The sequence below is a fragment of the Deltaproteobacteria bacterium genome (assembly GCA_005879795.1).
In the GTDB taxonomy this organism is placed as follows: Bacteria; Desulfobacterota; Binatia; order DP-6; family DP-6; genus DP-6.
In genome coordinates this window covers 19,318-34,220 of the sequence record VBKJ01000143.1, presented here as the reverse complement: position 1 = coordinate 34,220, position 14,903 = coordinate 19,318, and the positions used below count along the sequence as shown (strand labels likewise).

General features: G+C 75.5%; 13 protein-coding genes. 1 reads left to right on the top strand and 12 read right to left on the bottom strand.

The window, feature by feature from the left end; translation table 11 throughout:
* Positions 1-1,008 precede the first annotated feature (1,008 nt).
* The 12 genes from E6J59_11250 to E6J59_11195 form a co-directional block, all read right to left on the bottom strand.
* A complete protein-coding gene (locus tag E6J59_11250) occupies positions 1,009-1,485 on the bottom strand; it encodes a hypothetical protein (GenBank protein TMB19671.1) in 477 nt (158 codons plus the stop codon).
* 215 nt (positions 1,486-1,700) lie between these two features.
* Complete coding sequence (locus E6J59_11245) at positions 1,701-3,071, bottom strand: FAD-dependent oxidoreductase (protein ID TMB19670.1); 1,371 nt, start codon at positions 3,069-3,071, stop codon at positions 1,701-1,703.
* Positions 3,068-3,970, bottom strand: coding sequence for a presqualene diphosphate synthase HpnD (hpnD, locus tag E6J59_11240; GenBank protein ID TMB19669.1), 903 nt, complete (start codon positions 3,968-3,970; stop codon positions 3,068-3,070). Before hpnD ends, E6J59_11245 begins: the two co-directional genes overlap by 4 nt.
* Positions 3,967-4,809, bottom strand: coding sequence for a squalene synthase HpnC (hpnC, locus tag E6J59_11235; protein ID TMB19673.1), 843 nt, complete (start codon positions 4,807-4,809; stop codon positions 3,967-3,969). Before hpnC ends, hpnD begins: the two co-directional genes overlap by 4 nt.
* Before the next feature lie 50 nt (positions 4,810-4,859).
* Positions 4,860-6,083, bottom strand: coding sequence for a hydroxymethylglutaryl-CoA synthase (locus tag E6J59_11230; GenBank protein TMB19668.1), 1,224 nt, complete (start codon positions 6,081-6,083; stop codon positions 4,860-4,862).
* Complete coding sequence (gene shc / locus E6J59_11225) at positions 6,080-8,038, bottom strand: squalene--hopene cyclase (GenBank protein TMB19667.1); 1,959 nt, start codon at positions 8,036-8,038, stop codon at positions 6,080-6,082. The genes E6J59_11230 and shc overlap by 4 nt, the downstream gene beginning before the upstream one ends.
* Positions 8,035-8,961: a mevalonate kinase gene (gene mvk / locus E6J59_11220; GenBank protein ID TMB19666.1), complete on the bottom strand. Its 927-nt coding sequence runs from the start codon at positions 8,959-8,961 to the stop codon at positions 8,035-8,037. Before mvk ends, shc begins: the two co-directional genes overlap by 4 nt.
* Complete coding sequence (locus tag E6J59_11215; GenBank protein TMB19665.1) at positions 8,958-10,241, bottom strand: hydroxymethylglutaryl-CoA reductase, degradative; 1,284 nt, start codon at positions 10,239-10,241, stop codon at positions 8,958-8,960. The genes mvk and E6J59_11215 overlap by 4 nt, the downstream gene beginning before the upstream one ends.
* Positions 10,238-11,293, bottom strand: coding sequence for a type 2 isopentenyl-diphosphate Delta-isomerase (locus E6J59_11210; GenBank protein ID TMB19664.1), 1,056 nt, complete (start codon positions 11,291-11,293; stop codon positions 10,238-10,240). The genes E6J59_11215 and E6J59_11210 overlap by 4 nt, the downstream gene beginning before the upstream one ends.
* Positions 11,286-12,317 carry a hypothetical protein gene (locus E6J59_11205; protein ID TMB19663.1) on the bottom strand — a complete coding sequence of 344 codons (1,032 nt, stop codon included), beginning with the start codon at positions 12,315-12,317 and terminating at the stop codon, positions 11,286-11,288. Before E6J59_11205 ends, E6J59_11210 begins: the two co-directional genes overlap by 8 nt.
* Entirely contained in the window at positions 12,314-13,291 is a 978-nt protein-coding gene (mvaD, locus tag E6J59_11200; protein TMB19662.1) for a diphosphomevalonate decarboxylase, read from the bottom strand. The genes E6J59_11205 and mvaD overlap by 4 nt, the downstream gene beginning before the upstream one ends.
* Positions 13,292-13,476: 185 nt before the next feature.
* Positions 13,477-13,965, bottom strand: a complete 489-nt coding sequence (locus E6J59_11195) for a hypothetical protein (protein ID TMB19672.1) — start codon at positions 13,963-13,965, stop codon at positions 13,477-13,479.
* Between the two features lie 119 nt (positions 13,966-14,084).
* On the opposite strand from E6J59_11195, the gene E6J59_11190 reads away from it, so the two are divergent.
* Positions 14,085-14,864, top strand: coding sequence for a class I SAM-dependent methyltransferase (locus E6J59_11190; GenBank protein TMB19661.1), 780 nt, complete (start codon positions 14,085-14,087; stop codon positions 14,862-14,864).
* Positions 14,865-14,903 lie beyond the last annotated feature (39 nt).

The following is a 14,903-nucleotide window of genomic DNA, read 5'->3' as shown; positions in this document are numbered from 1 at the left end:
ACATGCACTTGCCCGCCCGCGGGCGACAGGTCGCGCACCTCTCGCTATCGGCAGGGTTCCCTCCCGCCTTACAGGTCCCAGCGCGGTGCAATACCCCCTCCGGCGACCTCCGACGACGGCTCGCGCCACCCCTCGCCGCCCACCGTCGGTTCCGGCCTCGTGACCGGATAGACCTCGTTCTCCTTGCATCCGTGTACGAGCAACCCATGTGCCACGCGCCCGGCCTTGCGGATGGCGCGCGCCGATCGAGTCAGCGGTTGCACGTCAAAAGCTATGATCGGAGAAAGACTTGCACGCCCAGAGCCAGTAAATTTTACGCGGACGTTCTCGCGGCGAGGATTTTCTACAGGAGGTGCTTCTTCCTGAGCTCCCTCTCGCCGCACCAGCGCTCGTGAAGACCATCTCGCACGCGTAGCGCGCGATCGGCTATCCGGCCTTCCACGAAGGCGGGTGGTTGGCGGCTGGGGGCGGCGCAGAGCGGGCAGTGCATGGCGAGCCCCTCCGGCCCGATGCGCGCGCGAAGGGAAGCTGGCCGCGCGGGGTCCGCGTCCCGTCCCTCGGGAGGCGCCTTTCACGTCCGGGGTAGTCGCGGGGGCCCAAGCGCGGGACGGCCCTTTCCCCCGTCTCGGGAGTTCTGGGCCGGAGGCCGGGGGATTGTCGCCGCAGGCACACTTGGCCAGTTTGCAACCGCACAGGGTCACCAACCCGGAAGGGATCGGGCGAGGGACCGCGCGGACCTCGTCCCGGCGGAACGGAGGAAGCCATGCGTAGTGTAGTGCGAGGTTTTCTGTTTCTGGGCGGGCTTTTCACCCTGATGGTGCTGCTCCCACGCGCGGCCGTACCGAAGAGACAGGATCCGCAGCAGCTCGCCAGCCTCGCCCCCGCTCACGAGAACGGCGACGACGAGAACGGCTGCGGCACGGCGCCCGAGGACGCCGATCAGGTCGCCGTCGTGCGCGCGACGGCGGCCGGCGAATGCGATTGCGCCAGCGCCGCCAGCCACGACGACTACGTGAGCTGCGTGGACGAGGTGGCGGACGCGGCGATCCAGGACGGATCGCTGCGGCCCGAGTGCGAGGATGCCGTGGTGTCCTGCGCGGAGGAGTCGACCTGCGGCCTGCCGGGCTTCGTGACCTGCTGCCGCACCAGCCGCAGAGGCCACACGAGGTGCTCGATCCGGAGGAGCGCGGACGACTGCAGACCGCCCGATGGCGGCACGGCGTGCGTCGGGTCGGTGCCGAGCTGCTGCGATGCGTGCGGCCCGGGCAGCTCGTGTGGTGGGGGGAGCACCACCACGACCACGACGACGACCACGACCACCACGATCGCGGGCGCCGTCGCGTGCTGCGTGCAGTCGTCGGCGTCGGGAGCCTTCGATACCTGCATCTCCGTCGGCGACACGAGCCAGTGTACCGCGCAGGGCGGGATCCCCTCGGGCTCGGCGACCTGCACACCGAACCCCTGCCCGCCCAGCACGACGACCACCACGACACCGGGCTCACCGAGTGGTGCGTTCCTGGATCGTCGCGAGGGGCTCTGGTAGGCGCCCGCACACTTCCCCCGGCCCGTCGCCCGAGGCGACGGGCCGGGGGGCATTCCTCGCCGGCTCGGCTCTGACGCTCTGCCGACGGCGGGCCGCGCCTGCGTAGGAGACTCGCTCGACCAACCGGGAAGGCCCGCGCCGTCGGAACCGAGAAGGCTCAGCCGACGCCCGCGCGCCGCGCCGCCTCGGCGCGGGCGCGTACCAGCGGTGCCCCGAGCGCCCTCCCCGCCGCCTCTCGCCCCGCCTGCACCGCCCCCTCGATCGTCGCCGGCAGCCCGGTCTGCACCCAGTCGCCGGCCAGGAAGAGGTTCGCGAGCGGCGTCGTCACCCGCGGCCGCACGGCGTCGGCCGCGGGCGTGAGCGAGATGGTCGCGTGCCGCTCGCGCACGACGAGCGCGCGTGTGCAGCGGGCGGCGCGCAGCGCGGGCAGGACGGCGCCCGCGTCGGCCAGCACCTCGGCCGCGATCGCCTCGTCGCTAGCATCGTTCCAGAAGCGGGCGCCGCTGGTGACGCTCGCCACGCGACGCCCGCCGTCGCGCGCCGGCCCGCAGTCGAAGAGCCACTGCGCGCGGCCGCCGAGGAGCCCCAGGAACGACGACCCCCAGCCAACCGGCCGGTCGAGCCACAGGTGCACGCTCACGATCGGCGAGGTGCCGACGGCGGCGAGGGCGCGGAAGGGCGGCGCAGCGCGCAGCGCGGGCGGCAGCAGGCGCAGCAGCGCGGCGCACGGCACGGCGAGGATGACGGCGTCCGCGTCGACGCGGCGGCCGTCGCGCAGCAGGACCGCCCGGGCGTGCTCGGCCTCGAGCGCGAGCGAGGCCACGGCCGCGCCGGTCACGACGCTCCCGCCCGCGGCCTCGATCGCGTGGCGCGCATCGGCGGTGTAGAGCTCCGAGAGCGGCACGGCCGCGAGGGCGAAGCGCGCGGCGCGCGCGCCGGCGAAGAAGGCGCGGCGGAGGACGGCGGCGAACGGCGCCGCGGCCGCCATCTCGGGCGCCTCGTTGAGCGTCGCGATCGCGAGCGGATGCCAGAAGCGTTCGCAGGCTGCGCGCGACTGCCCGACGTCGGCGAGCGCCTGGGCCACGGTCCGCCCCGCGAGCGCTCTGTCCCGCGCGGTCAGGCGCAGCGCGCCGGCCAGGAGCCGAACGCGGTCGCCGGGCGCGAGCAGCCGGTAGCGAAGGAGCGCCAGCGGCGCCTGGAGCGGCCCCGGCACGGGCGGCGCGGCGACCTCCCCGACGCCCAGCTCCGGGTGCGCGAGCGCCACGCGAAGCCGCGGCTGCACGCGGAGCTTCGCCGACGCGCCGATCTCGCGGAGGAAGTCGAGCGCTTCGGTGTACGCGCCCATGAGCGCGTGCGGCCCGTTGTCCACCACCTCGCCCGTCGCCGGGTCGGCGAAGGAGTAGGCGCGCCCGCCGAGGAACGGCCGGCGCTCGAGGAGCGTCACCTGCGCGCCCCCGCGCCCGAGCCGCACCGCCGCCGCGAGGCCCGCGAAGCCGCCGCCCACCACGACCACGCGGCGGGCCGTCATCCCGCGAGCCAGTAGTAGAAGCTCAGGTGCGGACGCACCCAGGCTGCGACCGCGAGGCCCGCCTTCTCCGGTCGCGTGAGGCGCACCTTCGGCCCGAAGACGTCGTAGTGCCGGAACATGATGCGGCGGAGGAGTTGCTCGTAGATCAAGCGCATCGCCTCCGCCGGCGCGAGCGACTGCCGGTCCTCCTCGGCGAGGAGGAAGCGCGCCCGGCCGTAGTGCTCGCCCGCGCGCGCGCACTCGAACGCCATCACCTGCCGGAACGCCTCGGTGCAGTGGCCGACCAGCACGTCCTCCTCGCGGCAGCCGAAGCGGCGCAGGTCGGCGCGCGGGAGGTAGATGCGGCCGCGCTGCGCGTCCTCGGCCACGTCGCGCAGGATGTTGGTCAGCTGGAAGGCCAGGCCCAGCTCGACCGCGTACTGCTCGGCGGACGGGTTCCGGTAGCCGAAGACGCGGATGCAGATGAGGCCGACCGCGCCCGCCACGCGCCAGCAGTACTCCTCGAGGTCGTTCTCCCAGGTCTCGTAGCGGTCGCGGCGGAGGTCCATCTCGACGCCGGCGACCACGGCGTCGAAGTGCGCGCGCGGGATGGCGAAGCGCGCGACCGTGTCGGCGAGCGCGACGCCGATCGGATGGCGCGGGCAGCCGGCGTAGACCGCCTCCAGCTCGGCCCGCCAGCGCGCGAGCCGGCGCGCGGGGTCGCGCGCGCCGCCGGGCTCGTCGGCGATGTCGTCGGCGGCGCGGCAGAAGGCGTAGACGGCGCACAGCGCGCGGCGCCGCTCGTGGGAGAGCAGGCGGAAGCCCCAGTAGAAGTTGGACGAGGCGCGGCGGGTGAGCGCCTCGCAGTGGTCGTAGGCGGCGGAGAGCGGGCAGCGGAGCTCCAGCGCCGGGAGGCTCATCCGAGGAGCCCTCGCAGCACGAGGCGCGCGAGGTCGCCGCGCGTGAGCGTCGGGCGGCGCGCGAAGACGTCGTAGTCGGCGGCCGCGATGCGGCCGAGCACGGCGAGCCCGCCGCGCGCGAAGACGCGCACCTCGCGCGCGAGCCGGCCGCTCACCATGGCGGCGAGGGGGAGGCCGCGCGCGAAGAGGTCGCGCGTGCGGGCGACCTCGAAGGCGAGGAGGCGGCGGAAGTCGTCGTTCACGGCGCGCGCCGCCAGAGCGGCACGGCTCTCGGGGAAACGATCCAGGTCCTCCTGCGGCACGTAGACGCGGCCGCGCCCCAGGTCGCCCGCCACGTCCTGCCAGAAGTTGGTGAGCTGGAGCGCGGTGCAGATGTCGTCCGAGCGCGCCTGGCGCTCCGCGTCGCGGTAGCCGAAGAGCGCGAGCACGATGCGCCCGACCGGGTTGGCCGAGCAGCGGCAGTACGCGAGGACGTCGGCGAAGGCCGGGAAGGCGGCCGTGTCGCCGGCGGCATCGCGCCGGAAGGCGGCGAGCAGGTCGCGCAGCGGCTCGAGCGGCAGGTCGCGGCGCGCGACCGTGTGGCCGAGCGCCAGGAAGACGGGATCGTCGGCACGCGCCGGATCGCGCGCGCAGGCGAGGAGCTTCGCCTCCCATGCCTCGAGCCGCCCGATGCGCCCGGCGTCGGCCCCCTCGTCCGCCAGGTCGTCCGCGCCGCGCGCGAAGGCGTAGACCGCGGCGAGGTCGTGGCGGAGCCGGCGCGGGAGCAGCCACGAGCCGATGGTGAAGTTCTCGTAGTGCCCGCGCGCGACGCGCGCGCAGTGGGCGTAGGCCGCCGCCAGCCGGGCGGGATCGACGGCGCCCACGGGGGCGCGAGCGGCGACGCCGAGGCTCACGCCGCCAGCGCTCCCGGGCGCGCGTACTCGCGCCGCTGGTTGCGGACGCCGGCGAAGACGAACTCGCCGGCGAAGTCCGCGGGCGGCTCGCCCCCGGCCTCGCCGCCGCGGACGAGCCGCTCGTAGGCCGGCACGTCGATGAAGGTCCGCCCCGCAAGTAGCGCCGCCACGCCCGCGTCGGCCACGGCCTCGACACCTCTCGGCACCGTCCCGGTGAAGAACTCCGCGCAGCACCCGCTCCCGTAGGAGAAGAGCCCCAGGCGCGCGCCCGCGAGCGCGCGGCCCTCGGCCTCGAGCAGCGCGGCGAGGCAGAGGTAGAGCGAGGCGGTGTAGGTGTTGCCGACGCGCGCGACGGCGGCCAGCCCGGGCGCTGCCCGATCCCGGTAGGAGGCCGCGGCCGCATCCTCCGCGACGGCTCGGCCGGCGGCGGCCCAGTCGATCTCGACCAGGCGCCGGTGCGCCTTCATCGCCATCTTGGGGTAGGGCGTGTGGTAGAGGAGCCGCACCAGGCGGTCGGAGAGCGCCTCGCCGGGGCCGAGCGGTGGCCGCTCGAGGCCACGGTAGGCCGTGAAGGCGCCCGCAAGGGCGTCCAGGTAGCACGCGACCGAGTACTTGCCGTCGACGATCGCCTCGCGGCGATCGAGCGGGCGCCAGAAGTCGTGGACGTTGCCCGCGTAGGTCCCGCTCTGCTCGCCGAGCCCGAGCGCGCGCGGCGCGGACCCGACCAGCATGGCGACCGCCCCCGCGCCCTGCGTCGGCTCGCCGGGCGAGCCGAGCTCGTAGCGCGCGATGTCGGCCGCGATGACGAGCGCGCGCCGCGCGCGGCCGCCGCCCGCGCGCACCCAGTCGGCCGCGGTCATGAGCGCCGCCGTGCCGGCATAGCACGCGTGCTTGAGCTCGTAGACCCGGCAGCGCCGCCCGATGCCGAGGAGGTCGTGCACGAAGATGCTGACCGGCTTCGAGTGGTCGACGCCGGTCTCGGTGGCGACCAGCAGCATGCCGATCTCCTCCGGATCGACGCGCGCCGCACGCAGGAGGCGCGCACCCGCCGTCGCCGCCAGCGTGACCACGTCCTCGCAGGGCGGTGCGATCGCCATCTCCTGCACGCCGAGGCCCGCGGTCAGCTTCTCCGGCGGGACGTCACGCGCCGCTGCCAGATCGGTCAGGCGCAGCGCGTACTGCGGCACGTAGACCTGCAGCCGCTCGATGCCGACGCTCATCTCCTCTCCCCTTCTCCCACCAGCCGGACGTAGCGTCCGAGCGCCATGAGCGGGAAGTAGTGCCGGTAGAGGTGGTAGCGGAGGTAGAAGTGGCGCGGGAAGCCGGTGCCGGTGAAGAGCCGTTCCGTCCACGTGCCGTTCGCGCCCTGGGTGCGGACGAGCCAGTCGGTGCCGCGCTGCACGGCCGGGCTCGCGACCCCGTCCGCGGCCATGAGCCCGAGGAGCGCCCACGCCGTCTGCGACGCCGTGCTCTCCCCCTTCCCCGCCAGCGACTCGTCGTCGTACGAGGCGACCGTCTCGCCCCAGCCGCCGTCGGGGTTCTGACGCGCCTTGAGCCACTCGACGGCGCGCCGCACCCAGGGCGCACGCAGGTCCTCGCCGATGGCGGCGAGGCCGTCGAGCACGGACCACGTGCCGTAGATGAAGTTGACGCCCCAGCGGCCCCACCACGAGCCGTCGGGGCGCTGGGTGCGGCGCACGAACTCGAGCGCGCGGCGCGCGCGGCCGAAGTCCGCGCCATAGCCGTACGCGCCCAGGAGCGAGAGGAGCCGCCCGGTCAGGTCCTCGGTCGGCGGGTCGATCATCGCCTCCATGTCGGCGAAGGGGATGCGGTTCAGGAAGCCCGCGGTGTTGTCGGTGTCGAACGCCGCCCAGCCGCCGCTCCGGCTCTGCATGCCGAGCGTCCAGTTGAGGCCGTAGGCGATGGCACGCCTGCCGGCAGGGGTGGCGGCGATCGGGAGCTGACCCAGCACCATCAGGATCACCGCCGAGTCGTCCACGTCCGGGTACGAGTCGTTCGCGAACTCGAAGGCCCAGCCGCCCGGCTCGAGCGCGGGGTTCAGGACCGACCAGTCGCCGGGGCGGAAGATCTGGTTCGCGATCAGCCACTCGGCGGCGCGCCCGAGCATCGGGTGCGCCGGATCCGTCCCCGACTCGAGCAGCGCCTTCATGGCGAGCGCCGTGTCCCAGGTGGGGGAGACGCACGGCTGGTACACGAGCGTCCCCTCGCACTCGACCAGGAAGTCGTCGACGCCCTGGATGCCGCTCACCATCGCCGGGTGCTCGGGCGCGAAGCCGACCGTGTGGAGCGCGAGCACGGAGTTCAGCATGGCGGGCTGGATGCCGCCCCACTGCCCGTTCCTGTCCTGGTGGCGCACCAGCCACTCGATCGCGCGCGCGATGGCGCGGCGGCGAAGCGGTTTCCACGGGCTCTGACCGAGGAGCCTGATCGCACGGTCGAGCGCGAGGAAGAAGTTCCTCGTGGTGATCAGCTCGCGCGAGCGCGGGAAGGCCAGATCGGCGCGCGTCGGCGTCCGCGTCCAGAGCTCGCCCAGCTGGGCGCCGGGCGGCGTCGGGACCGACGGCCGGTGCGCGGCGAGCAGCGCCAGGGGCACGACCGTGCCGCGCGCCCAGCTCGACATGGCGTAGATGTTGACCGGGAACCAGGGCGGGAGGAGCACCAGCTCGACCGGCAGCGCGGGCAGCCCGGCCCAGGGGAACTGCCCGAAGTAGGCGAGCCAGAAGCGCGTGAAGACGCCGGCGCGGGCGAGGCCGCCGTGGCCCAGGATGAAGTCGCGCGCCCGCGCGAGCGCCGGCTCGTCCGCTTTAAGTCCCGCGAGCTCGAGCGCGAAGTACGCCTCGATCGTGGTCGAGAGGTTGCCCGGGCCCTCCCGGTACTGCGGCCAGCTCCCGTCCGCCTGCTGGAGCGCCAGCATGCGCTCGGCCATGCGCCGGTCGAGGTCCGGCCGGTCCCGCCCGAGCATGCGGTTGAAGAAGACGTACTCGGCCTCCATGGTCACGTTCGCCTCGAGCGGCGCGTGCCAGTAGCCGTGCGGATGCTGGGTCGCGACCAGGTACTGCGTGGCGCGCGCGATCGCCTGCCCGGCGCGCGCCCCGAGCCCGCCGTCCGCGGCCTCCGTGCCGCCGACCAGGACGAGCCGTCCTTCGCTGCTCATGCTGCCGCCTCCTCGGCCGTGCCCACGCGCACGACGATCGTCTCGACCTGCTGCGTGCGAAGCTGCGCGGCCACCCGCTCAGGCTCCGCCGCGAGCGCGATCACGGCCCCGCCGGCGCCGCCGCCCGTGAGCTTCGCGCCGAGCGCGCCGGCCGCGCGCGCCGCGGCTGCCAGCGCCTCCACCGCCGGCGCCGACACGCCGAGCGCGGCGAGCAGCGCCTGATTCTCGTCGAAGGCGTGGCCGAGCGCCGGGAGGTCGCCGGCCTCCGCCGCCCGCGCGCCGGCCTCGACCACCGCCGCCACCCGGTCGAAGAGCCGCTCGTGGCGCACGCGGTCCGCCTCCCAGCGCGCCCGCAGCCCGCCCACCGCGGCGCCCGTGCTGCGCGGCGGACCGAGCGCGATGACGAGGGGCAGCGGGCGGGCGGTGCGCAGGGCGCCGATGGCGGGCGGCTCGCCGCGGACGAAGCGGATGCAGCCGCCGCCCGGCTGCGCCGCCGCGGCCGGATCGATGCCCGAGGGATGGCCGTGGAAGATCGCCTCGAGGCTCCGGCCGAGCGCCAGCTCCTCGTCGGGCCGAAGCCGCCGTCCCGCTGCCGCCGCGAGCGCGCGCAGCACGGCGATCGCGAGCGCGGCCGAGCTGCCGAGCCCGGCGCCCGCCGGCAGCTGGGAGCGGATGCGGACGGTCATGCCGCGCGGCTCGAGGCCGAGCGCGCGCGCCGCCTCGGTGGCGAGCGCCGCGGGCCGCGCATCGTCCGCCAGCGCCGCGCGGTCGCTCTCGACGCGGAGCGCTCCGTCCGACGCCGTCACCTCGACCGCGAGCCCGAGGCCCAGGGCCGCGGCGAGCGCCGGCCGGCCGTACACCACGGCGTGCTCGCCGAGCAGGATCACCTTCCCCGCGGCGCGGCCGCGGGCGGGGAGACTCACGAGCGCGACTCCAGGGCACGCAGCAGCTCGCGGGCGCGGTCGATCTTCACCTCGCCCGCGGCGAGGAGCCGGCGGCGCAGCTCCTCGGCCTCCTCGCCGCGCGCGCCCGCCGCATGGGAGACGGCGCGCGCGTGCAGCGCCATGTGCCCCTTCTGGATGCCCTCCGTGGCGAGCGCCCGCATCGCTCCCAGGTTGGAGGCGAGTCCCACCGCCGCCATGATGCCCGCCAGCTCGCGCGCGCTCGCCACGCCCAGCAGCCGGAGCGCCAGGCGCACGCGCGGATGGGACTGCACGACCGGTCCGACCGTGGAGACCGCCATCGGCAGCTCGATCGAGCCCACCAGGTGCCCGTCCTCGATCCCCCAGGTGGTGAGCGAGCCGTAGCGGCCCGCCCGGCTCGCGTAGGCGTGCGCCCCCGCCTCGATCGCGCGCCAGTCGTTGCCGGTGGCGACCGCGAGCGCGTCGATGCCGTTCATGATCCCCTTGTTGTGGGTGGCGGCCCGATACGGGTCGGCGGCCGCGAACTCGTACGCGGAGAGCATCCGCTCGGCCACCTGAGTCCCGTCCATGCCGTCGCGCGCGAGCGCCGCGAACGGGATGCGCACCGCCGCGCGCGCCAGCCGGCGGTCGGCCAGGTTGGAGAGGATGCGGAGACAGGTCGTGCCGCCCGCGATCTCCGCGACCATCGGCCCCAGCGCCTCGACCAGCGAGTTGACGGCGTTGGCGCCCATCGCGTCGCCGGTGTCGAGGAGCACGTGCACCACCACCATCGTCTCGCCGCGCGCGCTGCGCACGAGCCGCACCTCGACGTCGCGCGGGCCGGCGCCCCGCCGGCAGAGGCCCGGCGTCAGCTCCTCGGCCGCGGCCAGGATGCGCGCGCGCGCCGCGCCCAGGCGCTCGACCGCCGCGCCCGGGTCGGTCACGTCGACGAGCTGGATCTGCCCGATCATGGCACCCGGGTCGGCCTCGGCGGTGAAACCGCCGCCCCCGCGGGCCACCAGCGCGGCGTTGGACGCCGCGGCGATCACCGACGGCTCCTCGACCACCATCGGGATCACGTGGTCGCGGCCGTTCACCTGGAAGTTGAGCGCCACGCCGAAGGGCAGCGCGAAGGTGGCGACGGCGTTCTCGACCATGATGTCGGCAACGTCGAGCGGGAGCGCGTCCGCCGCTCCCAGCGCCTGGATCTCCGAGGGCGAGAGGTCGAGAGCCTCGGCGAGCTTCCGCCGCCGCTCCTCCACCGTCAGACGATAGAACGCCGCGATCCGTGAGCTGCTCATGCTCCTCCTCCCGCTGCGAGCCACTCGCGCAGCCGCTGCCCCAGCACGACGGGCACCCGGGCGAGGGCATCGAGATCCCGCGCGCCGGTGAGCACCATCGCCGTCCTGAGGCCGGCCGTGAGCCGGTCGATGAACTCTCCTGCCGCCTGCCGCCCACCTTCCTGGTAGGCCCGGAAGACCGGCAGCGCCACCCCCGCCACCCGCGCGCCGAGCGCGACCGTCTTCGCCACGTCGAGGCCGGTGCGCACCCCGCCGCTCGCAACCAGCTCGAGACCGAGGCCGCGGAGCCCGACGAGCGCCGCCGCCGTCGGGATGCCCCAGTCGGCGAACAGCGCGCCGAGGTCACGCTCCGCCGCGCCCGCCCGCAGCGCCTCCACCTTGATCCACGACGTGCCGCCGGCGCCCGAGACGTCGACGGTGCGCACGCCCACACCGACGAGCCGCTCGCCGACGGGGCGCGAGATCCCGCAGCCGGTCTCCTTCACCACCACCGGCATCGGCAGCTCGCGGACGAGTCGGCTGATCGTCTCGACCCCGCCGCGGAAGTCGCGGTCGCCGCCCGGCTGGATCAGCTCCTGCGCCGGGTTCAGGTGGAGGCAGAGCGCGTCGGCGCCCACGCGCCGCACGAGCGCCTCCACCTCGGCCGAGGAGAGCCCGCCGGCCTGCACCACGCCCAGGTTGGCGAGCACGAGCGTGGTCGGCGCGTGCGCCCGCACCTCGAAGGTCCAGGCGAGCGCGGGCTTGCGCTGCATGGCGCGCATCGAGCCCAGGCCGAAGGCGATGCCGTGCTCCTCGGCCACCTGCGCCAGCCCGCGGTTGATCGCCGAGGCCTCGTCGGTGCCGCCGGTCATGCCGGTGATGAGCAGCGGGGCGCGGAGCCGCTTGCCGAGGAGCGTGGTCGAGACGTCGACCTCGTCCACGGCGAGCTCGGGGAGCGCGTCGTGCACCAGGTCGACCTCCTCGAGGAGCGTCGTCTTGCCGGCGAACTCGACCTCCTCGCCCTCGCACAGCGCGAGGTGCGAGCGCTTGCGGTCGCTGATCGTCTCAGCCAAGCGACACCGCATGCGCGACCTCGTCGCGCGCCTCGTGGCGGACGCCCTCGGCCGCGATCGCGACCGGGAGCGGCACGATGCCCGCCGCACGCCAGGCCGCGGCGACCGCGTCGGCCTCGGCCGGCGAGGTCGCGAGCGCGATCCCGCAGTCGCCGCCGCCAGCCCCCGAGGGCTTCGCGACCGCACCCACCCGCCGCGCGGCGGCCACCAGGCGCGCGAGCGCCGGCGTCACGATCGGGATGCCCGTCTCCGCACCGAGCCGGGCGAGCAGGTCGGCCGAGCTCGCCACGGCGTCGAGCAGCCCGGCGCCGTCGCCGCGCTCGACCGCTGTGGCCGCCCGCTCGGCGGCAGCCGAGAGCTCGCCGAGCGCGCGGGGCGCGCCCGGCCCGGTCGCGAAGCGCCGGAGCATCGGGTCGGTCGCCCCGCCCTCGCCGCTCCAGCCGACGAGCAGGTGGAGCCCGCGCGGCAGGGCCCGCGCCGCGACCGTGATCCGCCCCCCGCTCCGCCGGAACTCGAGCACGCCGCCGCGCGCCGCCGCGGCCACGTCCGCGCCGCTTCCGCGCCCTTCCTGGAAGAGCGCGTGCGCAGCCAGCGCCGCGTCCAGCATCTCACCCCGGTCCTGGCGCCCAACGCCGGCGAGAAAGGCGGCGGCGGCGGCCGCGACGGTGGCGGCGCTCCTCCCGAGCCCGAGCTTCCGGCCGTCGGCGAGGAACGCGCGCGAGTCGACCACCACCTCGGCACGCACGGCGGCGAGCGACGGCGCCGCGGCCCGGACGGCGCGCCACGCGGCCAGGATCGCACCGGCGTCACCGCCCTCGAGCGGGCCGCGCTCGGGGTCGTCGATCACGCGCCGCTTCCCCTCGGCGAGTGAATCGACGACCAGCGGGCCCGCGCCGGACTCGAGCGTCACGTGGACGTCCGCGCGACGGTCGACGGCCGCGACCAGCGCGGGCGCGCCCGCGAGGACGGCGTACTCCCCGGCGAGGAAGAGCTTCCCGGGCGCACTCGCCGTGACGCGCCTCATGCCGCCACCTCGGCGCCGCCCCCCGGCGCGCAGGTGAGCACGCGCTCGACGCCGGGCACGGCGCGCAGCGCCTCGGCGACGGGGCCTGCGTCGGCGGGTGCGCACAGCACCTTCACCTGCGGGCCCGCGTCGATAGTCGCGAAGGCGGGCGTGCCCTCGGCGCGGAGCTGCCACACCCGTTCCAGGCAGCCGACGGTGGCCGCGCGCCAGTAGACGAGCGGCGGGCGCGCCGCCAGCCCGACCGCGTGCATCTCGAGCGCGCTGTGCTCGGCGACGAGGCCGAGGGCATCCAGGTCACGCGCGCGGATCGCGGCCCGCGCCTCCGCCAGGTCCGCCTCGGCCCCCGCCACCCAGGCGGGGTAGAAGGGCGAGGTCGCGGCGCGCTCCATGCCGGCGCGCGACGAGACCGCCTTCGGCGCGCTCGACGTCACCGCCACCACCACCCGCACGTCCCAGAAGTCCGGCGGCGCGAGCGGCTCGGCCACCGAGTCTCGCCCGTCGGGCCGCTCGCCGCGCCGCCACTCGACGAAGCCGCCGAAGATCGAGCGCGCCGCCGAGCCCGAGCCGCGGCGGGCGAGCGCCGAGAGCGCGGGCGGATCGAGCACAATCCCGGCGGCACGGCTCGCCGCGAGCGCCAGCGCCGCGAAGGCCGCCGCCGAGGACGCCAGGCCGACACCGCGCGGCACCGTGCTCCGCGTGGTGACGAGCGCGCGCTCGCGCCGGCCGGCCTCGGCGCGCACGAGGTCCAGGAAGCGCGCCACCCGGAGCGCCTCGTCGCCCGCGGCCTCGGCGCCGTCGATCTCGATCCGGTCGGCCTCACCGCCGCCGAAGGCGACCGATGCCTCGACCGAGAGGCCGTCGAGCGTGAGCGAGATGCTCCCGGTGGCCGGCAGGTTGAGCGCCGCATCGCGCTTCCCCCAGTACTTCACCAGCGCGAGGTTCACGTTGGCACGCGCGGTCGCTGCGGCAGTCATTCCCGCCGGCCGTCTTCTATCTCTTTGGCTCAGCTCACGCACATCCGCCCCCTGACCGACCACTATAGACCGATCGGTCAGGCAGCGATCCAAGAAAATCCCCGTGGCCCGGGAAAACGGTCCGGACACGCGGGGATACACACGCCTCGTCGAGTTGCGCCGTATAGAGAATCCTGGCGGGTCTGTCAATGCTCGGCGTCGAGTCTCCCCGCGTCGAGCGCGTGAAAGAGGCTCGACTCTCGCTGATAGAAACCCTGCGTGTGCAGCGAGTCCCGCAGGTGGAGCAGCGTGTAGTCGAGGTGATGGCAGAGCTCGTGGAGGAGCGTGCGGAGAAAAGTGCGGAAGGCGACCACCTGCCCGCGCTTGGCGGTGAGCATCCACACGGTCACGAGGTCGCGGCCACGGCCGTCGGCCGCCGTGTAGAGGCCCTGGAGCTCCCCTCCGCGCAGCGGAGGCCGACGCGCGGCGACGCGCACGCGTACGCCCGGGGCACCGAGCCCGGCGCAGATGTCGTCGCTGATGCGCTGCGCGAGCGCCTGCACGTCGCGCTCCCGACCGGTGGCGAGCACCGCCGGCAGCGCCGCCACGGCACCCTTGAGCGTCGCACCGGCGCGCAGCGGCAGGGTGGGCACGCGATCGCTCGCCGCCGCGACCCTTCTCAGCGACGCGGGCAGGCGCCGGTACCACGCCGGCCGCGGCCCGGGCGGACGGATGGGACGGTCCGTGAGCACGTGCGAGGCGAGCTTAGCGCGAGCGCGGCGTCCGGGCCAATTCTGTGGTAGGGGCGCTCGCAATGTCCGAGGCGCCCGTGGCGCGGCTCGCGGCCGCGATCGAGACCCTGGCGCGGGCGCACAAGGCCGCCGCGCCATTGCCGCGCGGCCTCCCGTACCTCGGGCTCGAGCACCCGAGCGGCACCGGCTTCCACCTGCTCGACGCCCTCGCCGCGCGCGGCATCTTCCGCAAGTACGAGTTCGTCCTCGACCTGGGCGCCGGTCTCGGCGGCACGTCGCGCTGGCTCGTGGCGCGTCTCGGGTGCGAGGTCGTCGGCACGGCAGCGAGCCGCGCCGAGGCGGAGGCCGGCGAATCGCTCACGCGCCGCACGGGGCTCTCGGCGCAGGTCCGCCTCGTGCCGGCCGACCCCGCCGCCCTCCCCTTCCGCGCCGCGCACTTCACGCACGTCTGGATCCTCGAGACGCTGCCCCGCCTGCGCGACCCTCTGGCGGCCCTCGGCGAGGCGCATCGGGTGCTCCGGCGCGGCGGCACGCTCGCCATCCAGGATCTCGTGCGCCCCGAGGCCCGCTCCGCGCCCGAGATTCCCGGCTGGCGTCCCTCCACGACGGCGGAGCGGGCGGCGGCGCTCGAACGGCTGGGCTTCATCGAGTTCGCGGTGCGGGACCGGACCGCCGAGGCCCCGGAGCGCTCCGCCCAGGTCCTCGCCGCCCGCGACCGCCTCCTCGCCCGCCTGCGGCGTGATGCGCGCTGCGCCCAGCTCGTGCGCGAGCGCGAAGCCCTCGCCGCCGCGCTCGCCGACGGCGCCCTGCGCGTCGTCCAGATCGTCGCCCGGCGGCCGTGAGGGAGCGAGAGGCGACGACGCGCGCAGGCTCCACCCGAG

Excerpts from the sequence above, each read along its gene's own strand:
- mvaD (TMB19662.1), bottom strand. The coding sequence starts at position 13,291 with ATGACTGCCGCAGCGACCGCGCGTGCCAACGTGAACCTCGCGCTGGTG.
- E6J59_11205 (TMB19663.1), bottom strand. The coding sequence starts at position 12,317 with ATGAGGCGCGTCACGGCGAGTGCGCCCGGGAAGCTCTTCCTCGCCGGG.
- E6J59_11245 (TMB19670.1), bottom strand. The coding sequence starts at position 3,071 with ATGACGGCCCGCCGCGTGGTCGTGGTGGGCGGCGGCTTCGCGGGCCTC.
- hpnD (TMB19669.1), bottom strand. The coding sequence starts at position 3,970 with ATGAGCCTCCCGGCGCTGGAGCTCCGCTGCCCGCTCTCCGCCGCCTAC.
- E6J59_11215 (TMB19665.1), bottom strand. The coding sequence starts at position 10,241 with ATGAGCAGCTCACGGATCGCGGCGTTCTATCGTCTGACGGTGGAGGAG.
- E6J59_11190 (TMB19661.1), top strand. The coding sequence starts at position 14,085 with ATGTCCGAGGCGCCCGTGGCGCGGCTCGCGGCCGCGATCGAGACCCTG.
- shc (TMB19667.1), bottom strand. The coding sequence starts at position 8,038 with ATGAGCAGCGAAGGACGGCTCGTCCTGGTCGGCGGCACGGAGGCCGCG.
- E6J59_11230 (TMB19668.1), bottom strand. The coding sequence starts at position 6,083 with ATGAGCGTCGGCATCGAGCGGCTGCAGGTCTACGTGCCGCAGTACGCG.